This is a genomic window from Microvirga zambiensis WSM3693, from assembly GCF_016735695.1.
Classification (GTDB): Bacteria; Pseudomonadota; Alphaproteobacteria; order Rhizobiales; family Beijerinckiaceae; genus Microvirga; species Microvirga zambiensis.
Genome location: NZ_JAERQD010000033.1, coordinates 41,741 through 62,696 on the forward strand (window position 1 = coordinate 41,741; position 20,956 = coordinate 62,696).

Genomic DNA, 20,956 nt, shown 5'->3' on the forward strand with positions numbered 1-20,956 from the left:
CTCAAGCTTGATCCGGTTCCGAAGCCCGCATGCCCGATCAGATGACGACGGTGATCTTTTCCGCCGCCCGCGTCAGCGCCGTGTAGAGCCAGCGGCTGCGATGCTCGCGAAAGGCATAAGACTCGTCGAAGAGCACGAGATCGTCCCATTGCGAGCCTTGAGCCTTGTGCACGGTCAGCGCGTAGCCGTAGGTGAACTCGTCCGATTCCTTGCGCAGGACGAAGGGCACCTCCTCCTCCGTACCCTCGAAGAAGGCCTTGTGCACCGAAACGTCCACGGACCTGCGCCGGGCATCGTCGTCGGGCAGCACATCCATGCGGATGAAGTCGTTGCGGATGCCGCGCAGAGCCTGGATGGACCAGGTGCCACCATTGAGCAGGCCCTTGGTCTTGTCGTTGCGCAGGCACACCAGCTTCTCGCCCGCCGCCGGCATCGGATCGCGGTAGCCGTTCAGCTCGCGCAGGCGCGTGTTGTACATTCGCCTGGTCTTGTTGAGGCCGACGAGCACCTGATCGGCTGCCATGACCGCGGCCGCATCGATCTCGCGGCGCCGGATGATGCGGCTCTCGCCATAGCTGCCGGGCTCGAGACGCCCGCCCTCGCGCACCATCATCGACAGATGGATGATCGGATTGTCCTTGGCCTGACGATGCACCTCGGTGAGCATCACGTCGGGCTCTCCGTCGGTGAAGAAGCCACCGCCTTTCACCGGCGGCAACTGGGCCGGATCGCCGAGCACCAGAACGGGCTGACCGAACGACAGGAGATCGCGCCCGAGCTCTTCATCCACCATTGAGCATTCGTCGATGACGATGAGGTCGGCCTTCGAGGCCGGGCTCTGGCGGTTGAGGACGAATTGCGGCCCGTTCTCGTCCGACTCCCGTGAGCGGTAGATCATGGAGTGAATGGTGGATGCATCCACGCATCCCTTGGTGCGCAGCACCAGGGCGGCCTTGCCGGTATAGGCGCCGAAGGCGACCTCGCCGTCCACCGTCTCGGCGATGTGCTTGGCGAGAGTCGTCTTGCCGGTACCGGCATAGCCGAAGAGGCGGAACACCGGACTTTCGCCACGGCGGAGCCAATCGGCGACGGCCTTCAGGGCAGCGTCCTGTTGCGGCGACCAGGTCATGCGGGTTTCGCCTCGCGATGCAGGGAATAGAGAAGGCCGACGATGATGCAGAAGCTGCCGAGGAAGACGTAAGGATCGAGCGCCTCGCCGTAGAACTGCCAGCCGACGAAGGCGATCAGCGGGATGCGCATGAAGTCCAGCGGAACGACCATGGTCGCATCGCCCCGTCGGTAGGCATTGGTCAGGCAGTAGTGGGAGAGCAGGCCGCCGAGGCAGATGCCGATGAGCGGCACCACATGGGACGTCTGAACCTGAAGCCAGAAGGCCCGGCTTACCCCGAGAAGGTTCATGGGCAGCTGCAGCAGGTTCATGAAGAACAGGATCGCGAAGGTGCTCTCCGTCATCGTGAGGCGTTTCGTCATGATGGCCACGAGAGCGAAGCAGAACGCCACGCCGAGCATGAGGAAGCTGGCCGGCTGCAAGGTTTCCATGCCCGGGCGGAGGATGATCAGAATCCCGATGAAGCCGAGAATGACGGCGACGAGACGCCCTCTCGTCATCGTCTCGTTGAGCAGCGGAATCGCCAGCAGCGCAACCCAGGCAGGCGTGGTGAATTCGAGCGCGAAGACGGTCGCGAGCGGCAGCAGCGTGAGGCCGAAGGCCCATCCGTCCGTGCCCGCGAAATGGAGCACGTTGCGCGCAAGGTGGAGCTTGAAGCGCCTCGGTTTCAGGCCCGGCCGCAGCTCCGGTTTGACGAGCGCGAGCAAAAGCAGGATCAGGACGCCGGCGGCATTGCGGACGGCCAGCATCTCGAAGATCGAGAAGGTGGACGCAAGAGCCCGCACCGCGATGGCGGTGGCGGAGAAGGCGAGAAGAGCGCCGCTCATCCAGAGGACGACGGCGAGAATGCTGCGATGGGGCACGGCGGACCAAGCGATGTGAACGTCTCCTCCGATTACCCTGCCTCCTTCATTGCGTGAAGCCTTCATCGTCACACGAGGCACAGCGGTGATGACGCACAGGTCAGCTGGGACGCGACGACGTCGGCGATCTCGGCTCGCGAGCGACTCACTCGCACGTGATTCTCGACTCGTCCGATGGTTCGCAGCCCGCTTCGAGGGCCTGAGAGACAAAAATTTTTCGACTCGGCGAGAAGAGATTTTTGGAGGCGCGAAAACCGCTTTTCGCCCTCTCCAAGTGGATAGGATTCACGCTGCGATGTTGAACGAGCTTGAAGACGTTCGAATACTCACAAGGACGTAAACGTCATCTTTACGAACACCCTAAGTCATTAAAAGATAAGTCGTTTTCTGAACATCCATTACAGCGGTTCATCACATGCACCGAGTGAGATGCGCCTGCGAGGGTGACTCTAACTGCCTCATCTTGAACCCGATCTCGCGACTCAGACCTGCAAGCGAAGAGCGTCGTTGCGCTTGAAATATCCACAGAAAAAGTGAGCGATCTACTGTCTACACTTTCCGATAATCGGAACCCCCTTGGTATAACGACGTTGCCTTGCAAGCGTGACGGTTGCACGCGAAGGCCCTTGAAGGAGGCGGCAATGCCGACAGACACCAAGAACCCGCTGACGATGCTGTTCACGGGTGACACAGGTGCGACCAGCACCAAGAAGACCGCGAAGAAGAGCAGCGCACGCCGCTCGTCGACCGCGAAGAAGAGCACCGCCAAGAAGGCGACTGCCAAGAAGGCCGGAACGAAGACCGCAGCGAAGTCGACCTCGCGGTCGGCTGCGAAGAAGAGCACCGCCAAGAAGACCGCTGCCAAGAAGACCACGGCGAGGAAGACCACTGCCAAGAAGACGGCAGCCAAGAAAACCACCGCCAAATCGGCAGCGAAGAAGACCACTGCCCGCAAGACGGCAGCCAAGAAGACCACCGCCCGGAAGACCGCTGCCAAGAAGACGACGGCTCGCTCGGCCGTCAAGAAGTCCTCGGCACGGAAGGCTCCGGCGCGTTCCGCTGCGTCCCGCTCTTCCGCAAAGAAGACGGCTTCGCGCAGCACCAGCCGCGGCGCGGTGAAGAAGGCCTCCGCCTCCAAGGCTCGCACCACGAAGCGCGCCGCGGCCGCTTCGAGCCGGACCTCGGCGACGAAGAAGTCGGGCAAGGTCGCCAAGCGGTCTTCGAAGAGCGCTCGCAAGAGCCCTGCGAAGAAGCGCTAGGACCGCCATGCCGCAGGCGCCGGGAAGGAGCGATCCTTCATCGGCGCATGCGCATAAAAAATCGCCCGGCGAAAGCCGGGCGATTTTGCTTTTTGAGGGGTGAGAGCCTGGAGCTGTTTCCACTTGCGTGGAATCACCTCTCTGCCTTGCTTTGCCGCATTTTTTGACGGCGAACCGGATCCACTTCGCCGAAAAATGCTCTAGCGGCCCGTGCTCATCGGGTCGCTGTCGCCCCAGTAGGGCGTGGCGTTGTAGTAGCGGTGGACGTGCTCCTCCCACTCCCGGTCATAGGATGCATCATGCCCTTCGGCGCTTCGGCGGGGGGCACCCCGCAGCTGATCCTCGGACAGGTTCAGCTCGTAGGCATCCAGCTCCACATTGTACTTCAGGACTCCCCAGGGCAGCGTGTAGTACTCTTCGCCGAGCCCCATGAAGCCACCGAAGCTCATGACCGCATAGGCGACCTTGCCGGACCGCTTCTCGATCATCACGCGCTCGATGGTGCCGATCTTCTCGCCGTCGGAGCGGCGCACCGGTGTCCCTTCGACCTTGTCGCTGGCGATCAGGCTGTGGGTTTCGCGAAGATCACCGCTTTGAGCCGTCGTCTGCATTGTCTCGCTCCTTCCTCTGTCAGGATCCTACAGCAACGCATGTGCGGAAAAGGCGGTTCCTTGACCGCGGCACCAGGGATTTCCAGGCTTTCCGGCATCCCGCCAAGCGCTGCCATAGGAACCCCCTTCAGGACCCTCACGTTGATCCACGTTTCGTGAAGCCCTGAGGAACGGGAAGGAGAATGCCATGGCTTTTCGCCAGAAGCCGGTCGAGGAACAGGTGATCGTCATCACCGGCGCATCCAGCGGGATCGGCCTTGCGACGGCGCATGCGTTCCGTGCGCGAAGAGCCAGGGGCCTGGTTCTCGTCGCCCGCAACGAAGAGGCTTTGCGCAGCATCGCCGATGAGCTCAGCGGCGGCCGCACCTATGCGATCGCGGTGGCCGCGGATGTCAGCCGGCACGAGGATCTGGAAAGGGTGGCCAACATGGCCATCGACACCTTCGGCGGCTTCGACACCTGGGTGAACGACGCGGCTGTGGCTCTCTATGGCAGCGTCGCGGAGATCCCGATGAAGGATCAGCGGCAGCTCTTCGACATCAACTACTGGGGCGTCGTCGACGGCTCGATGATCGCAGCGGATCATCTGCGCCATAACGGCGGCACCATCGTCAATGTCGGCAGCGTGCTGTCCGAGCGCGCCATGATCCTGCAGACCCAATACTCGGCTTCCAAGCATGCGGTGAAGGCCTTCACCGACGGGCTGCGCATGGAACTCGAGAGCCAGGGCGCTCCGGTTTCCGTCACGCTCATCAAGCCATCCTCCATCGACACGCCTTACGTCGAGCATGCCCGCAACTATCTCGACCGGGAAACGGCCGTTCCGCCACCGGCCTACGATCCGCATCTCGTCGCGAAGGCCATCGTCTTCGCGGCGGAGCACCGGCGCCGGGAGATCACGATCGGCTTCGGCGGCTGGGTGATCGGCGCGATGGGCAAGGTCGCGCCCCGCCTCGTGGACAAGGCCATGGAATGGACGGGCCATGGCTCGCAGACGACGGACCACCCCGAGCGCCCGGCCATGCGCGACAATCTCTATCAAGCGCGTGAGGACGGCGACATCTATTCGTCCCTGCCCGGCGAGCCGCGCAAGACCAGCCTGCTGCTCGAAGCGCAGCTCCATCCCTTCCTGTCCGCTGCAATCCTGGCAGGCATCGCGGCCGGAGTCGCGGCGTTGTTTGTCACTCCTTGGATGGTAGGCGCTCGCCGTCCGCGCAGAGAAGTCAGGCGGCGGCCGATTTCGCGCTACCAGCACACCATAAGGCGCAGCGGCAACGGGCATGACAAGCACACCTTCGGACCAGGGCATGTGAGCCAGCGCGTCGCAAGCGAAGGCCGTTCACAACCGAGGCATTGACGAGATGGCGGGAGCGGGCCGCTCGGCCCCCCCCTTTCCAAGAGCGACAAGATGGCCGCGGCGGGCGCGTTCCGAACTTGGCGGATGCACGCTAGCCTTGTCCGATGAACACGATTCGCTGCCTTGCCATCACTCTTGCTCTCCTTGCCGGCGGGACGGCCTCCGCCCAGGACAAGGGCACGCTCGATCCGAAGCCCCTGCCGCCTCTCGCCAATCCGGGCGATCCGAAATTGGCGGCGAAGGAATTGTTCGGGCGACGTGCCACACCGGCCGATCTGAGCTCGCGCTCGATCGGTGGCTATGCCCGCGGCTGTGTCGCAGGTGCGGCGGCAATCCCGATCGATGGCGAGAACTGGCAGGTGATGCGCCTGTCCCGCAACCGTAATTGGGGCCATCCGCGGATGATCGACTTCCTGCAGCGTTTCGCGACGCGGCTGCCCGCAGTGAACGGCTGGCCCGGCCTTCTCGTCGGCGATATCTCGCAGCCGCGCGGCGGGCCGATGATCACGGGCCATGCCTCGCACCAGATCGGGCTCGATGCCGACATCTGGCTCACCCCGATGCCCGATCGCCGGCTCTCACGTGCCGAGCGGGAGGAGATGTCCGCCACCAATGTGGTGCGTAGCGACTGGCTCGACATCGATCCCTCCCGTTGGACGCCGCAGCACACGGCCCTGATCCGCGCCGTGGCGTCGGAACGCGGCGTTGCCCGCATCTTCGTGAACCCGGCGATCAAGAAGGCGCTCTGCCGGGAAGCCGGAGCAGACCGGGGATGGCTCACCAAGGTGAGGCCGACCTGGGGCCACAATTACCACTTCCATATCCGCCTCGCCTGCCCCGCCGGCGAGGCCGGCTGCTCCGATCAGGATCCGCCTCCGAACGGCGATGGCTGCGGCCCGGAGCTGGCAGCATGGTTCACGCCGGAGATGCTGCATCCGAAGCCCGGAAAGCCCCGCCCGCCCCTGACGATGGCCCAGCTGCCCACCGAGTGCCGCCGGGTTCTCGATGCGCCCTGAGCGGCCTTTAAAATGAAAAAGCGGCCCGGACCTCACTGGGTCCGGGCCGCTCTCTTCGTCGAGCAGGACGAACTATTCGGCAGCGACCCCGACGCCGATCTGGCACGACACGCCGGTGCCACCCAGACCGCAATAGCCGTTCGGGTTCTTCGCCAGATATTGCTGGTGATAGTCCTCGGCGAAGTAGAACGGGCCGGCATCGCGGATTTCGGTCGTGACCGGTCCGTAGCCCTTTGCGGCAAGCGCCTGGCCATAGGCCGCCTTCGACGCCTCGGCCGCCTGCCGCTGCGCCTCGTCGAACACGTAGATGCCGGAGCGGTATTGCGTGCCGGTATCGTTGCCCTGGCGCATGCCCTGGGTCGGGTCGTGGTTCTCCCAGAACGTCTTCAGCAGCGTCTCATAGGAGATCTTCTTCGGGTCGAAGACGACCAGCACCACCTCGTTGTGGCCCGTCAGGCCCGAGCAGACCTCCTCGTAGGTCGGGTTCGGCGTCGTCCCGGCGGCATAGCCCGCGGCCGTGACCCAGATGCCGTCGCCCAGCTGCCAGAACTTGCGCTCGGCACCCCAGAAGCAGCCGAGGCCGAAGACGGCCTTCTCCATGCCCTCCGGATAGGGCGGCAGGATCGGATTGCCATTGATGAAGTGCCGCTCGGCGGTGGGGATGGGGCTCGACCGGCCCGGCAGAGCCTCGGCGGCACTGGGCAGGTCCAATCGTTTGCGGAAGTTGAACATGGGGGATCCCTCGCGTGACCCCGGTTATGTAAGCACTGCCCTTGGCTTGCGGGAGAGGCTGCTCGCGTCACCTTCCCGTGAAGGTGTTCAGCGCTCGGCGAGGTACCCGATCGGCTCCAGCGGCTTCTGCCCGATCCACATGAGCAGGACTCCGATCACGAAGCCAGTGAGCGAGGCTGGCATCTGCAGGAAAGAGGTCACGATCGGGTCCCACAACCAGGGGTAACCGCGCTGGGCAACTGCCCCCTCAAGACCCGCCACGCCGCCCGGAACCAGCACGCCTATGACTTTACCAATAGTCGCAAACGATACATCGTTGTTGACGATGCACCATGTTCCATCGATCACCAACCCGATAAATCCCGCCGCGATGAGCAGGAGGCCAAGGCTACGCGCAACGAATTTCAAGGAGATACCTCTCTGAACAGAGAGGAAAATATGTAGTGCGTTTTGTCGCAATGGCAAAGGCGATTCAGACGTATTTCTCTCAAGATCAGTCTTGCCTTTTGCCCTCATTTAGAGATACACGGGCGCTCCGCAGACACCGCGGACGACCCTCTCACGGCAGAATGTGAGTTCAAGGGTCGCTGAGTCCCCTGGGGCTCGCGCTGGAGGGGTGGCCGAGTGGTTGAAGGCGCACGCCTGGAAAGTGTGTATACGGGAAACCGTATCGCGGGTTCGAATCCCGCTCCCTCCGCCATTCATCAAGCCGCTGAAAATCCAAGCTTTCTTGATTTCTGACGTTCCTCACAAGTACCGGCATTCATTAAGGTATTGCGGTATAACTATTCTCTGTGCCCTCTCTATAAGGCGGTCGTGACGGTAATTTCACCTCCGATATTGGGCGCCTCCTCCGCCCCCAAACCACCCAGTCCGGTTGCGGGACGAGCGGCTCCTTCTGCACAAATCCTGCAGAACAATCCTTAAATCCTGCGCAAAGTTTGGGGTCTCCGTGCAAAGCGGTCTGCCAGCTTTGCCGGCATGAACTCATCCATCCAGTCGCCTCCCGGTTTGCCCACCCGCCTTCTGAAAGATGGCTGGTGGCTCTCTCAAGAGGATAACAAGCCGACAGCCGTCATCCTTCCCTTTCCTCGAAGGCAGAGGGACAGGGCTGAAGGGAACAAGAACTCGGATGGGATCGCAGTTCACTCCTCGCAAAGACAGGCTGATTTCCCATGACCACTGCCCTGAAGCCTCTGGCCAATCTGGCCCAATCTACCTTCAGCACAAAGCTAGCTCTGGCCCTCTTGGTCGCGGCGTTCGGCGACTGGCTCTTCTACGATCATGATGTCGGCATTTCGCTGGTAATCTTCCTGATCATTCTTGCCGGCGGCGCATGCCTCGTGAGCCCGAGACGTGATCGTCGCAGCCTATTGATCGCAACCATCCTCTTGACCTTCGCGCTCCTGCCACTTCTGGAAGCCACCGGCATCGCCGCCATCTTCTTCGGTGTTTTGGGAACAGCTCTGGCGGCGGTTGTCGTAACCGGAGGGATCCCCCGAGGATGGAACACTCTAGCCGCCTCGGCCCAAAGGCTGCTCCTCATCGGGGCGCTCCAGCTCATCCCTGATTTTATCCAGGCCAGACGAGAAGCCCAAAGCCAAGGTCGCAAGTGGCTACGATTGGAGGCAATGGCAGGGTGGGTTGTCCCTGTCCTATGCTGCGCCGTCTTCGTCGCTCTGTTTGCCTCAGCCAATCCGTTGATCGAACAATGGTTGTCCGTATTCGATCTGTCCCGGCAGAGCTGGGAAGTCGATGTCGCGCGGATGGTCGTCTGGATCATTCTGCTCGCTGTTATCTGGCCTTTCCTGTCGGTGCGCCTGTGCGAGAAGCCACTGATCAAACAGGGCCTGCTGGAGGCCGAAGCGCCAAATATTACAGGCAGCATTCTCTTCGGACCGGGAGCCATCCTGCGGTCGCTCGTTGTTTTCAATCTGCTGTTCGCCGTGCAATCCGGCCTCGACGCCATATATCTGTGGGGCGGAGCGGCGCTGCCTGAGGGCATGACCTATGCCGCTTACGCGCATCGCGGCGCCTACCCCCTGATCATCACCGCGCTCTTGGCCGCCGGTTTTGTGCTGGCTGCCATGCGCCCTCGCGGGGCCGGTGAGCAATCGCCTGTCATCCGGCGGCTGGTTTATCTCTGGGTCGCGCAGAACGTCCTGCTCGTGATCTCCTCGATCCTGCGCCTCGAACTGTATGTGGCCACCTACTCCCTGACCCTGCTCCGCGTGGCTGCCTTCGTTTGGATGCTGCTCGTGGCCGTCGGTCTCATCCTCATCATGGCTCGCATCGCCCTGAGGCGCTCCAACGGCTGGCTTGTGGGTGCCAATGTGCTTTCCCTCGCTCTCACTCTCTATGCTTGCAGCTTCGTCAACTTCGCGGCCGTGATCGCAAACCACAACCTGTCCTACAAGCGCGAGACTACGCCAGGCGTCACATCGATCGACACTTACTACATCTGGACACTGGGTCCGCACAGCATCCCCGCCGTCGACCGCTACATCGCCCGCAAGCTTCTCGCAGCTTCGGACCACCTTGTCCAATGGCGTAACCGCACCGTTGTCGCCCATAGCGAGCGCATGAAGGATTGGCGGGCCTGGACTTTCCGCGACCTGCGCCTGCAACACTATCTCACCGGACCAATGGATGGTAAAGCAGCAGTCTCCACGACGATCGAACAGCCCATCATCCCATAGGAGACAGGAGTGGCACATCGGATCCTTGTCGTCGATGACGACCCGCACATCCGCGAGGTTATCTGCTTTGCTCTCGAAAAGGGGGGCATGACAACCTCGGTTGCCCGGGATGGCAGGGAGGCGCTCAACCGCTTTCGAGAGATCCGCCCAGACCTGATCGTCCTCGATGTCGGCATGCCCGAGATGGATGGGTTGGAGATCTGCCGTCAGATTCGGAAGGCCTCCGATACCCCGATCCTGTTTCTCTCAGCCCGTGATGAGATCGATCGCATTCTCGGCTTGGAGATCGGGGGCGACGATTACGTCACCAAGCCTTTCAGCCCAAGGGAGCTCGTGACTCGCGTCAATGTCATCCTCAGGCGCAGCGCTGCGAAGAGAGAAGCATCGGCACCTGAAGCCAAGCTCCTATCACAGGGCCGCCTATCGATGGATCCACTTGGTCATAGCGTGATATTCAACGGATCTCCTGTCACGCTCACAGCGATCGAGTTCACGATCCTAAAGAGTTTCCTCACTCGGCCTGGAATTGTGCTGACGCGTGAGCAGATTATGAATGCCGCCTACGACATTCAGATCTACGTATCTGACCGGACAATCGACAGCCACATTCGGAATATCCGAGCGAAATTCGCAGCAGCAGGTTGTGCGAGTATCGTCGATACGGTTCACGGAGTCGGTTTTATGTTGGGCCTTTGCGAGAGTGCCAAATGACGAGCAAGGTTGCAGCCAAGTGGCGGCCAACCCTCGGAATGATCGTGTTTGCGGTCCTCGTGATGGTCCTAGCACTTCCCCTCGTCAGTCTGTTCTTCTTTCGGCTTTATGAGAACGAGCTCGTCCGCCAAACCGAAGCTGAGCTGATTGCACAAAGTGCCGCACTCGCTGCAATCTTCGGGCAGGAGGTGGAGAAGATGCCTGACGCAAACTTATTGTTTGGTGCAACGGCTCCTCCCGTGCAATCAGGGTATGACGATTTTAGCCGCTTCCTGCAGCCCTCTCTCGACCTGGCCAGCGACAATGTGCTGGGTCCAAGGCCGGACGCGGCCCCGGCCCTCCGACCGCCCGCGGTCTCTTTGATGACGATCGGTCAACGTCTGCAGGGGATTGTTCAACAGACACAATCCATAACCCTGGCAGGCTTCAGATTGCTCGACCCCCAGGGTGTGGTCATTGCAGGTCGTGATGAAGTAGGTTTGTCTCTGAGCCACATTGAGGAAGTAAAAGCCGCTCTTCAAGGGCGCTACAAAGCGGTCCTGCGCACGCGTATCTCCAACGAGCCGCCGCCTCCGCTTTATTCCCTCAGCCGAGGCACGAGTATTCGCGTCTTCACGGCCATGCCTGTTATCGTGCGGGATCACGTGGCAGGCGTGATCTATGCATCCCGCACACCGAACAATATCATCAAGCATATATACGACCAGCAGCGTAAACTGATCCTTGCCGGACTATCGGTTCTCGGAGCAACACTGATCATCGGACTGATTTTCTCGCGTGCCATCACAAGGCCGATCCATGCTCTGGTCGCGCGAACGGTTGAGGTGGGCCATGGCAGGCGTGAAGCGCTGCAGCCGCTTGCTCATCATGGAACCCGGGAAATCGCGCTCCTATCTCAAAGCTTCATCGACATGGCCCGGCGCCTCCATGATCGCTCAGACTATATCGCGACGTTTGCGGCCCATGTGACGCACGAACTCAAGACACCCCTGACTTCAATTCAGGGTGCGGCGGAGCTATTGCGGGATGACGTCGTTGCTACATCAGGCTCCATGACGCCTCCTGAGCGGCTCCGCTTCCTCGACAACATCGTTGCCGACACCTCTCACTTAACGCTCATGCTTCGTCGACTGCGTGAGCTCGCCCGTGCTGAAAATCCACCTGTAGGAGGGCAGACGACTCTTTCGACAGTTGTTACTGAAATTCTAAGTAAGTTCCCGAGCTTGAACATCCAAGCCGATGGATCGATTGACCGCCGTGTTGCGATGTCTGCGGAGAACCTGTCTATCGTATTCTCCCATCTTGCAGATAATTCCATTCGCCATAAGGCGGGTACCCTCCGGATATCCGCATTCGTATCCAATCAGATTGTTGTCATCTCGGTACATGACAATGGAGAGGGCATATCTAAGGCCAATCAAACTAGAATCTTTGAGGCGTTTTTTACGACACGCCGGGAGTCGGGCGGAACGGGGATGGGCCTCGGCATTGTCCAAGCGATGCTACAAGCACATCACGGATCAATCAGACTCTTGCCTGCCGGGAAAGGCGCTGCCTTTGAGATCCGACTGCCCGAGGCATGATCCATCGGTCTCCAGATGCTTCTCTTGTCGTATCGTCGGGCAAGATTGAAGACGACGCCGCTCTGCGCAGCTAGCACTAAGTGGATCCGATCTACCGCCATCGCATCCGGCTTTTTCAGAACGCCTAAAAGGTGATCGACCAGAGACGGCTGTTTAGCTTGAGACCGGTGCGATGACTGCGGCTCCGAGAGTGTCATCCGGACCACCGCTCATGCGCTGCAGCAGCGTCACCACCTCGCTGTGGAACACCTCCAGACCCAGCTCAAGGGTCATCCGCACTGCCTCCGTCTCCGCTCCGCCCTCAGCGCAAGTGAGCGACCCGTGCGAGGGTGACCGCCGTGTCGAGCCGCCGGCTCGCGGCCCGTAAGCTTTCGGCGATGATGAGTCCGCTGCCCGTGTCTGTCTCCGCGTCGTTGGCGGCTCCATGGATGCGTGCCGGCGAGCAAAAGTCGAGCGCAATGAGAGCAAGAACAGTGCTTTCTTCGAGGCCCTTTTGTCCTATTGTGATCAGGACCAGCTGAAGTGGCTATTTCCGGGGCGTCTTCATCAGCTCGTCCAGCATCTCATGCGGATCAAAGCCGATGATCTCGGCCAGATCCAGGAGCTCGACCACATCGATCCGGCGCAGCCTGTTCTCCATGCAGGCGATCTGCGGCTGACACTTGCCCAGCGCCTTTAGGTCGAGCCAGTAGCCGCATCCACCCAATACCGATAATGCCGCCGAAAACGACGCCCTCACCGAATCGAGCCGCCCTAGCGGCTGATACTCGCGTTTGAACCATGACGTCGTTACTCTCATAAACCGGTTGTGAGAAGTTCGCGGCAAACGCCGTCTTCCGGGTGACTTCGAATAGGCAAGGCCTAGCCGGGCAGGACAAGCCTGTTGAGGTTCGCATCTCGACCGGTGACCTTTGTGATCAATGGATCGCGTCTTGGACGCTAGGCCCCAGAAGTGCCGGCGCAATCTGCTGGGCGATCAACATGGCTTGCTCGACATGCTGCTCTTGATAGGCCCCTTCACTATCAAGCAGGTTCACCGTTCCAAGTAACAGCCCACCGAAAACGACCGGCAAGTTCATCACGCTTCCCAAACCAAGGCTCGTGATCGTCTCGTGATCGGGAAACAGCGGTGCGAACTCAGCAGGGGTTTTCGCAAGAAACGGCTTCATCTCAGCGCGCACACGCTGAGTGTGCGCATTCGGTAGCATCGGCTTACGACCGCCAACAGGATAGATAGTGATGTTCGTCGAGTATATGCGCTCGACCTCAAGTCCGCCGCTCAACATCTGCGTTACGGTATAAAGACGATGTCCGACTGTTTTGGCAAAGGCTTCTCCCGCGGCTTCGAGCGTCGCACCGGGCTGATTTGGTGCAGCCCAAGCTCGCTGCACTCCTAGAGCAACCTGTAGAATATCAGACATTTGCTTGTCATATGGGCTTTTCACAGCTTGGTTCATTGATGCAGCTCCGCGCAGAGCGAGGTGGGTATCTCAGGCTTAAGCGCACAATAGTGTACTTCACCCTGAACGCACTATGACATAGGCTGACGTACGGACAGAGCCTGCAAGAGCATTTTTTGACATGTCCTTTGGATGCAGCGCCTAAAACGAGCAGGCATGCTATCACCGACACGTCAGCCTCAACAAAGCAGCGTCGTGATGTTGAGTTTAGGCATCTCCTCCGCATCTTGAGCAGGTCACTCTCAGCCTAAGTATCCTGAAGGTGAGCAATTTTAGTTCGCCTTACCACCCCTCGCGACGTTTTCCATCCCTAAGAGGGCAATCCGCAGGCAGAAGCTCGCGCCTCGATTGACATTTACTGCTCATGCTGCTTGTAATTATATTACTTTTGACGGCCCTCCCCCAGGCAGCCTTTAGCGCGGTACTGTTGAGTATGCCGAACCGCATGAAACCCTTTGAACCTGACCAGCGGAACCTCGTTCGCTCTCCCCTCGACAACGAGAACATCCTCAGCGGTCAGTTCTGGGGCGAGTTGCGCGTCTTTTTGGCCGTCGCGAAAGCCAAATCCTTCAATCGCGCGGCTGAGATCCTCAACACCAGCCATCCCACAGTCAGCCGCCAGGTCCGGCGACTTCAGGACCTGATGGGATCGCAACTCTTCGTGCCGACCCAGAACGGAGTGAAGCTAACGCCGAAGGGGCAAGCTCTCGCTCAAGCCCTAACCGCACTCGATCATTCGCTTTTTGCACTGACCAACGACCTCAGGGCAGAAGGCAAAGACGCGGAAGGCGTTGTCCGAGTCAGCATCACAGATGGCCTGAACACCTTCTTTGTGGCTCCCGCCGTTTCAATCTTTGCGGCGGAGCACCCCAAAATTCAGCTTCATCTCAAGAGCCCAGCCAACGTCGTCAGCCTTCGGGACAATCAGACCGATATGATGATCGGTTTCAGCCCCATCGAGGCGGCGGACATCACGATGCAGGAGCTGGGATATCTTCACTTCATCCCCATCGTTGCGAGGTCCTACATTCAGCAGCACGGCATCCCAACTCGGTCGAACTTGGCACAGCACTTCTTCCTGCAGTCCGAGTTTTACACGGCAAAGACCGGCTTATGGGGCAACTGGAACCGCGCCGTCGAGCAAGGTCAGATTGCGCATTTCTGCGACAATTCCATGGCCTATGGGATGCTCGTCAAAGCGGGGCTCGGTGTTGGGCTGCTCGGGAGCTATACGATCCTTGAGCCCAATGCCGTGCCGCTGGAATTGGACGTGAAAGTATCCGTGCCGCTCTACGCCCTTGTTCTTACCGAACGCCTGAATGCGCGGCCTGTCCGCTTAGTCTTTGACTGGCTGTGTGAAATGTTTGGCCCGGCGAATCCTTGGTTTAGCCCCAGGCTCCGGCTTGACCCGCCGCAGAGCCGGTTCGACACCGGCATCAAGCTGCTCTTCAACCTGTGAGGCCTTGCGCTGAAGGCAATGCCTGCTGATGCTTTCCGAGATCCTGATGTAGGTATTGCCTGCATCCTCGAACAGTTCCGCCATCTCGAGTGTTACCCCCTCTCCCTCAAACAGCATTTTCTGGAACGCGGCGGGGTGCAGGGTGACCACCTGCTCAAGGTAATTTCGAAAAAAGTCCATGATGGTGGCTGCGTCGGCGTGCTTCAAATCGGGAAGGCTTGGAACGGTGGCAGTGCTCATGATTCTACCACCTCGAACTCGGACTGCGCGTCCCAATAGCCCTCAATCCGAAACAAGATCGTAGCGTCGGTTTCCGGCGTAATCGCATTCTGCGGCGGGGACAGATCCTTGACGAGTTCGATGAGGGGCTCGCCGTGCCCTTCAAAGTGGACAGGTTCCTTACCGGGAGCAGGCTTGAACCCGAGCATCCTCTGCCACAGGCGGGCATAGATCGGCTTGGCATGGGTGATCACACGATCATAGCCCTTGCGGCTGATATGCTCGAAGATGAACTCGGCGCAGCGTTTGATGACCCTGGGATCGCGCCATGCCTTACGGAAGCTGGTCCGCTCCATCTTGGCGAAGTCCTTGAACCAGCGGATCCGCGCGGTGCCGACCGGCTCATTCCCAGCGTAAACGATGATGTGCGTTGCCTGGTAGTCGTTCCCGTCATAGGTCTGACGAGCCGCCACGCCGTGTTCTTCCATGAAGCAGATTGCCCGAATCGCGTGGGCATGAAGAAGCTGCTCAGGCGTCGTGACCACCTCGACCCTGATGAGGTTGTCCTGCCGGTTAACGTCGGATGGCGTCTGCTGCATGAATTTGCCTCTCCAGACCAATAGTTTTTCGTGTCGTTCAATGAGCACAGGTGCCTGGAGGCTTTGTAGACGCTAAGATGTGGGGCGGTTGTTCACCAGCGTTGAACGGAAGAGGGTTATGCACCCAAGCAATGATCATAGGACTGCCACCTTAGCTGAGCTATGTCAGGAAGCCGTGCAACGTTATGGCGACGACTGGGGGCGGATCCGGGCCTATGTGGCTGAGCGCATCGCTCACTTGCCCAGTGAGGACCGTAAGAGGCTGATCGAGGACATCGATCGGCTTCTGTCCTTCCATGCCCCGTCCCGCCCGAGCGTCCTGCACTGAGCGCGGGTAGGGCTAAGGGGCCAATGAAGAAGTCACCGAACGATGCTGACCGTCATATCGGCAGCCGAATGAGAGCAAGGCGGACGTCCATCGGGATGAGTCAGGAAAAGCTGGGCGGCATGCTCGGCCTGACTTTCCAGCAGGTCCAGAAATACGAGAAGGGGATGAACCGCGTCGGCGCGGGCCGCCTGCTGGATATAGCGGCGATCCTGAAGGTGTCGGTTGCTTACTTCTACGAGGGCCTACCGGAAGACAATCGCGAGGCCAGTCCCGAGGACAATGCGGCCACGTTGCTTCTTGCGACGACGGAAGGGCAGCGACTCATCAAGGCGTTCTCGACGATTACAAACCCTCAGCTTCGTCGCAAGGTCGTCGATCTCGTGGAAGTAATTTCCGCCCCTCAATAGTTTCAACTTTCGCAGCCTCCAATAGGCTGACGGATGAGAGAAACTCGTTCGGAACATGCACAAACGTACTCGAATTCGATAAGGTGAATCTTGCGGCAATATTGCGACGAGTCAAATTCGTTCAAGCGTGGCGCAAAGCAACTGTTTCCTCGGCGCAATTCGCATAAGTCACACTGTGTTACGAACCGGATGCAGGTGCCTTATACTGACAGTAAAACGCGATCGTTATCATGGCCGACATTACGTTGCGAAGCATTCGTTAAGTCCGATATGAACATCAAACTTATATAGTATACTCCCTGCAAATCTATCATGAATCTGCCATATACATATGTCAGCGCTAGATACGCCTACGCAAAATTAATCTTCTCGTGCCATTACTCTGTCACATCCCGCCAAAATACGACACGGACCGCGTTGGCCGACGGGTTGTAGGCAAGAAGGGCCTCCCTTTTTACCGTAACACCCTCGGACTTTGCTTCAGCACGAGCGCGATAGATTGGCCGGGTGCCCCCCAAGAGAGACCCAAAGCGCGTCACAAAGGGCGAGAGATCGGAATGCGCCCGGCGAGCGCTGGCTTGTACGAGCAGCTCCGCTTCACCAGGCTGCAGACCAGGCACATTCCGAAGTACGATTGCAGGCGCGGACTTTGGATCGACACCTCGAAGATTTGTCCAGACTGTGAAAACCGCTTCTAGATCGCGGGCCAGTCGCCCAACACGATCGGAAGGCTCGAGAAGACCACGCACGGAATCCAGGTACTCACCGGCACGGCGCATCTCAGCCAAGCGCCGTAGCATCCTATCGGTCTTGGCACTGTTTTCCACTGCCGCTTTCAAGACGTTGGCCACAAGAGCGGAATCACCCGCGTTCAAATCGACCTTGCTAGCTTCGGGAGCCACCGAAACGGTCACCTCCTGACCTGCAATCTTCCAGCGAACCGGCACGGAGAAGTCAGACAAAAAATCATCATTTGTCACTTCGATCATCGCAATGATGCGCGTCAGACCAGCATCGGCAAGCGCGATAGCCTGCGTCAGTCGCCGTTCGGTTGCGGCGCTCGACCGATGCGCACGAACGGAAATGGTCAGAGAAATGAGGGTTGCCGATATGATACCAATTACGACCAGCACCGATAGCAGAACGAAGCCTTCGTTCATGCCCGAGCTCGTCGGTTTCCGATCAAGGGACGTCATTAGGAGAATCCAAAGGAACATCGACGTGATGGCCGGCACTCTCAAGTCGAATCCGGCGGGGCTCGACAATCGTGATCTGCCATCCGTTTACATCACCTCCCTCTTCGACACGCAATGTCGATCCATCAAGCTCTATTACTGCAACTTGTCGCTCAGTAGTGAGCACGATTCCCAGAAGTCGTATATTCGGCCTGGAGCTGGAAGCAGATGACGATGAATTTGGCTCGGAGAGGATTGGCTTCGTGCGGAAGAGCGACCGATCCAGCTCAGGCACATCCGGCCTGAAGCCGGGCGCCGGTAGAGAAACAGGGTTTCTCTTGTACGTCGCATGATCCGAACCGGGAATGAATTGCAGCTCACTAGCGAGTGCCCAGAATGCCGCAAGAAGCGCAAGGTTTGTCACAATGAGCACTATCCGCGTCAGTCTCATGGTGTCGGTCTTCCATCTGCTGGAATGCCGCGATAGACGAGGATGGAGGCGATCAGACCTACTCCGAGCGGCTCGGTATCGCGATCGGAGGAAGGTCTAAGTGCAATGCGAAGGCTGTCCAGGAAAATGGCTGGAGGTCCAGTCTCCAGAGCCTTTACAAAACCCCCAATGTTCTTGTCGGCGACGGTGATATGGAGGCTACCGCGAACGGTTGGGGGCGCATCTCCTGTCGAATTTGTCGTGAAGGAAATCGACTGTACTTCTGCTTGGTGATTCTCAGCAATTGATCGGATGATCGCCTCCAAGCGAGACGCTGCTTCGGCTTCACTTGCGATCAGAAGGCCTGATTGTGGATCGGGCCCAGCTGCCAATGCTCGCTTCATCTCTTGGTTATCGTGAGGGGCTACGCTTTGCGCGCGCAACTCTACCAAGCGAGCATGTGTCGATCTCAGATCATCGCGGCGGTCCGCTCCTGCCTTCGCGAGGATCAAGGCAATGGCCAAGAGAAGGATCGCTGCAGATGCGAGAAGCGCAGGTCGCCAACGCTTCATGACCTTATCCTGTCGGTCTCGAAGATTACCGTAACGATTCCCTGGTCGGTTGGCGGCTCAATCCTTAAGTTCCGAAACACAGGAATGTGGCGAAGCCCGCTCAAGGTTACCTCCGGGTCCGCGCCGGAGAGATCGATCCGTCCTCTCACCTCATCTATCTCCAATGCCTGAATCAGAACGTTCTCGGGCAAGTGCCGACCAAGTGCGGCAAGGATCTCATATACGCCGACCTCTCTTGCGAGCCTTTCTGACACAACTGCCTGACGAGTAGAGAAACTCGCATAGGCTGCTTGCAGCGCCTCAGCTTGACGAAACTGTGCCAGCTCGGTCCGAAGGAGCCCTTCAGCCTCCGTGAGCTTTTGGGACAGAACCGTAACCCTCAGTGAGCCGAGAAGAAGGGCCAATAAAAGCGCTGTGATGGCTAGCGCTCCGTCAATTGTACGGTTTTTCCGAAGACGAGCGAGTTTAGGTGTCGAAAGTGCCACTACCTGATTGGACGCCATGTCAAGAATCAGGTGGTCTGCCGGGAACCCGGTAGCGGCGACGCGGGCGAGTAGCGGGTCGACCTTTGCCTTGCGCGCATAAGTGAGGAGAATTCTGGCATGTTCCGCCTGGACTTCGTCCACGCGTCCTTTCACATAAACCTCGTCAGCATCGAAGGGACTCCATGAAGAGAGCCCATAGCCGATAGCCTCCGACAGATTCGTCAGTGCAGCTCTGGGAAGCGTGATGGCTTGGGCTAAGGTCAGCTCCGGAGGCAGCTCTAGGATGATTGGTCTTTCATTGGCAGTCCTTGCGAGTCGACGGAAAGGCGCCTCAGGCTGCCAGGAACTGCTTTCCTCTCGCCAATGGACGCGTGTTACCTTCTTCCAATACGGGACATAGAGATCCGCAGAAAACCCTCCCGATACCGGGCGGATGATGATGTGCGTCGAACCCCAAGGTGGAAGGCGCGCTGATACAGTTCCCAAGATCGGACCCCAGATGCCTCTCCACTTCGACAGCGCGGCGCGTAGCCAACTGCTCCTTCTCCGTGCGGGCGCATTCATCGTTCCTGCCCTCTCGGCGCGCAACCAGCCTGTTGCGAGTTGCGCAGACAAGCGACTGACAGGTCCGCTTCAATGGGAATAACGACAATCCATGGCATCGCTTCTTGCTTAAACCGGATCACGAGTCGCAATGCGCTCAACTGTCCGTCATCGGCATGCCATCGTGGCTGCCACGCTTGTGTCCCAGAGATCGTGCCTTTCAGCCGGTCGAGAACACGCGGCAGATAGGCGAATGTCAGTTCGGCTATGTCTTGCGCAAGAATCTTGCGATGCACCTGCCTCGCATCATCAACCCACGAAAGAACCGCGTCGGATCCTGCGCGCCCGACATCCCGCCGCAAATGGAAAGCTGAAAGCTGCGGAAGACCTATAGCCGGCAGCCCGTTCGACATTACCTGTATCTCATGCTCATCGCCTGAGATGGACGATTTTGGTGAAGGTCCTGGAAAGACGGACGGAGCGCGTTCCACAAGAGCGCGGAGCACACGTTCCAGCACAAGGACACCCTCGTGTTCTCTCTCCCGATGAGTGGTTTCGACACGGGAGTATTCGGCGAATCTCACCAGTCCGATCAGCACAGATCCGGCAAGCCCAGCTACGACGATGGCCATAAGAAGATCAACCAGTGCGAAACCTGCAGCCCTGTCGGTATTCCGGCATTGAGCCGTCATCTTGGCATCCTCTTCAGGGAGACGACTTCTATTGAGATTGTCTTGCGCATAGCAGGCATCAAACGGACCTGGACCTGTAGTAGGGCCGGATTCGTCGCTGTCATGTATCCGTCTGCCGGCGTGAACGGCGTTACTTGAACGGACCAGATACCGCCGTCACCGAAAACTCCCGAAAGTGTGCCGACCTTGAGCGGGAGATCGCGACCGATCCGCGCAAGAATTGTCCGCGCTTCAATAGCTGCCGAGATATCGGCATGAGCCTCTGCCTGCGCTCGTCGGTTCGTTGCGATCAGCATCATAAGGGCGGCCGTTGCGCCTGCCAGGATCGTGAGGGCGATGAGTGCTTCAAGCAGGGTAAAGCCGGCTTGGCGCCCGTCAGGGATGCGCATGATGGATCGCCCCCGTAAGCCAATCGAGCTGATGCACGGAAGAATAGATGCCAGACCGGATGGTGAACTTTGCGCCCGAGCCAGTTCCGTCAGGCAGGAACGTCACCGTCTGAATCGGGGTAGGTGAACCGTGCCCCATTTCAAAGCTCCATAGGGTGCCCGTCGGCAATGCAAGCCAACCGCCATCGAGAAGGCGGTAGCGTCCTGCAGCAGGATCGAAGTCGGCCCATGTCATGCG

23 protein-coding genes and 1 tRNA gene are annotated in these 20,956 nt (G+C 59.2%); 10 read left to right on the top strand and 14 right to left on the bottom strand.

The genetic code is table 11. The features are described 5' to 3' along the window. Positions 1-37: 37 nt before the first annotated feature. On the bottom strand, positions 38-1,129 hold the full coding sequence (locus JKL46_RS21880; RefSeq protein WP_201837317.1) for an ATP-dependent DNA helicase: 1,092 nt from the start codon (positions 1,127-1,129) through the stop codon (positions 38-40). After that, the gene (locus JKL46_RS21885; RefSeq protein WP_201837318.1) at positions 1,126-1,992 is read right to left on the bottom strand and encodes an EamA family transporter; all 867 of its coding nucleotides are present in this window, start codon (positions 1,990-1,992) and stop codon (positions 1,126-1,128) included. The genes JKL46_RS21880 and JKL46_RS21885 overlap by 4 nt, the downstream gene beginning before the upstream one ends. A 641-nt stretch (positions 1,993-2,633) precedes the next feature. Here JKL46_RS21885 and JKL46_RS21890 point away from each other — a divergent pair. Further along, complete coding sequence (locus JKL46_RS21890) at positions 2,634-3,251, top strand: histone H1-like repetitive region-containing protein (protein WP_246529450.1); 618 nt, start codon at positions 2,634-2,636, stop codon at positions 3,249-3,251. A 200-nt stretch (positions 3,252-3,451) separates the two neighbouring features. Here the strand turns inward: JKL46_RS21890 and JKL46_RS21895 are convergent, their stop codons facing one another. Continuing rightward, positions 3,452-3,862, bottom strand: coding sequence for a PRC-barrel domain-containing protein (locus JKL46_RS21895; RefSeq protein ID WP_201837319.1), 411 nt, complete (start codon positions 3,860-3,862; stop codon positions 3,452-3,454). Between the two features lie 187 nt (positions 3,863-4,049). On the opposite strand from JKL46_RS21895, the gene JKL46_RS21900 reads away from it, so the two are divergent. Next, positions 4,050-5,219, top strand: a complete 1,170-nt coding sequence (locus tag JKL46_RS21900) for an SDR family oxidoreductase (RefSeq protein WP_201837320.1) — start codon at positions 4,050-4,052, stop codon at positions 5,217-5,219. Between the two features lie 104 nt (positions 5,220-5,323). After that, positions 5,324-6,235 (top strand): penicillin-insensitive murein endopeptidase, encoded by a 912-nt coding sequence (gene mepA, locus JKL46_RS21905; RefSeq protein ID WP_201837321.1) that lies wholly within the window; start codon positions 5,324-5,326, stop codon positions 6,233-6,235. 72 nt (positions 6,236-6,307) lie between these two features. Here the strand turns inward: mepA and msrA are convergent, their stop codons facing one another. After that, positions 6,308-6,967: a peptide-methionine (S)-S-oxide reductase MsrA gene (gene msrA, locus JKL46_RS21910; protein ID WP_201837322.1), complete on the bottom strand. Its 660-nt coding sequence runs from the start codon at positions 6,965-6,967 to the stop codon at positions 6,308-6,310. An 87-nt stretch (positions 6,968-7,054) separates the two neighbouring features. Continuing rightward, a complete protein-coding gene (locus JKL46_RS21915) occupies positions 7,055-7,375 on the bottom strand; it encodes a hypothetical protein (protein ID WP_201837324.1) in 321 nt (106 codons plus the stop codon). A 202-nt stretch (positions 7,376-7,577) separates the two neighbouring features. Between JKL46_RS21915 and JKL46_RS21920 the strand changes: the two genes are divergently transcribed. From JKL46_RS21920 to JKL46_RS21935, 4 genes are all read left to right on the top strand, one after another. Continuing rightward, a tRNA-Ser gene (locus tag JKL46_RS21920) sits at positions 7,578-7,667 on the top strand. Between the two features lie 475 nt (positions 7,668-8,142). Next, positions 8,143-9,666 carry a DUF4153 domain-containing protein gene (locus tag JKL46_RS21925; protein ID WP_201837326.1) on the top strand — a complete coding sequence of 508 codons (1,524 nt, stop codon included), beginning with the start codon at positions 8,143-8,145 and terminating at the stop codon, positions 9,664-9,666. Between the two features lie 9 nt (positions 9,667-9,675). After that, entirely contained in the window at positions 9,676-10,377 is a 702-nt protein-coding gene (locus JKL46_RS21930) for a response regulator (protein WP_201837328.1), read from the top strand. Next, on the top strand, positions 10,374-11,960 hold the full coding sequence (locus JKL46_RS21935; protein WP_201837330.1) for an ATP-binding protein: 1,587 nt from the start codon (positions 10,374-10,376) through the stop codon (positions 11,958-11,960). Before JKL46_RS21930 ends, JKL46_RS21935 begins: the two co-directional genes overlap by 4 nt. A gap of 526 nt (positions 11,961-12,486) precedes the next feature. Here the strand turns inward: JKL46_RS21935 and JKL46_RS21945 are convergent. Then, positions 12,487-12,786, bottom strand: a complete 300-nt coding sequence (locus JKL46_RS21945; RefSeq protein ID WP_201837334.1) for a hypothetical protein — start codon at positions 12,784-12,786, stop codon at positions 12,487-12,489. 91 nt (positions 12,787-12,877) lie between these two features. Then, entirely contained in the window at positions 12,878-13,417 is a 540-nt protein-coding gene (locus JKL46_RS21950) for a GAF domain-containing protein (protein WP_201837336.1), read from the bottom strand. A 448-nt stretch (positions 13,418-13,865) separates the two neighbouring features. Between JKL46_RS21950 and JKL46_RS21955 the strand changes: the two genes are divergently transcribed. Further along, entirely contained in the window at positions 13,866-14,879 is a 1,014-nt protein-coding gene (locus JKL46_RS21955; protein WP_201837338.1) for a LysR family transcriptional regulator, read from the top strand. A 236-nt stretch (positions 14,880-15,115) separates the two neighbouring features. Here the strand turns inward: JKL46_RS21955 and JKL46_RS21960 are convergent, their stop codons facing one another. Further along, positions 15,116-15,697, bottom strand: a complete 582-nt coding sequence (locus tag JKL46_RS21960) for a GNAT family N-acetyltransferase (RefSeq protein WP_201837340.1) — start codon at positions 15,695-15,697, stop codon at positions 15,116-15,118. A gap of 175 nt (positions 15,698-15,872) precedes the next feature. Between JKL46_RS21960 and JKL46_RS21965 the strand changes: the two genes are divergently transcribed. Further along, positions 15,873-16,025, top strand: a complete 153-nt coding sequence (locus JKL46_RS21965; protein WP_201837342.1) for a hypothetical protein — start codon at positions 15,873-15,875, stop codon at positions 16,023-16,025. 23 nt (positions 16,026-16,048) lie between these two features. Further along, positions 16,049-16,432 (top strand): helix-turn-helix domain-containing protein, encoded by a 384-nt coding sequence (locus JKL46_RS21970; RefSeq protein WP_201837344.1) that lies wholly within the window; start codon positions 16,049-16,051, stop codon positions 16,430-16,432. Positions 16,433-16,809: 377 nt separating this feature from the next. Here the strand turns inward: JKL46_RS21970 and JKL46_RS21975 are convergent, their stop codons facing one another. From JKL46_RS21975 to JKL46_RS35690, 6 genes are all read right to left on the bottom strand, one after another. Continuing rightward, complete coding sequence (locus JKL46_RS21975; RefSeq protein WP_201837346.1) at positions 16,810-17,592, bottom strand: hypothetical protein; 783 nt, start codon at positions 17,590-17,592, stop codon at positions 16,810-16,812. Positions 17,593-18,054: 462 nt separating this feature from the next. Next, positions 18,055-18,609 (bottom strand): hypothetical protein, encoded by a 555-nt coding sequence (locus tag JKL46_RS21980; RefSeq protein ID WP_201837349.1) that lies wholly within the window; start codon positions 18,607-18,609, stop codon positions 18,055-18,057. Then, a complete protein-coding gene (locus JKL46_RS21985; RefSeq protein ID WP_201837351.1) occupies positions 18,606-19,235 on the bottom strand; it encodes a hypothetical protein in 630 nt (209 codons plus the stop codon). The genes JKL46_RS21980 and JKL46_RS21985 overlap by 4 nt, the downstream gene beginning before the upstream one ends. 419 nt (positions 19,236-19,654) lie before the next feature. Then, entirely contained in the window at positions 19,655-20,329 is a 675-nt protein-coding gene (locus tag JKL46_RS21990; RefSeq protein WP_201837353.1) for a hypothetical protein, read from the bottom strand. After that, positions 20,326-20,718, bottom strand: coding sequence for a type IV pilus modification PilV family protein (locus tag JKL46_RS21995; protein ID WP_201837355.1), 393 nt, complete (start codon positions 20,716-20,718; stop codon positions 20,326-20,328). Before JKL46_RS21995 ends, JKL46_RS21990 begins: the two co-directional genes overlap by 4 nt. Continuing rightward, positions 20,705-20,953, bottom strand: a complete 249-nt coding sequence (locus tag JKL46_RS35690; RefSeq protein ID WP_246529451.1) for a hypothetical protein — start codon at positions 20,951-20,953, stop codon at positions 20,705-20,707. The genes JKL46_RS21995 and JKL46_RS35690 overlap by 14 nt, the downstream gene beginning before the upstream one ends. Between the last annotated feature and the right edge of the window lie 3 nt (positions 20,954-20,956).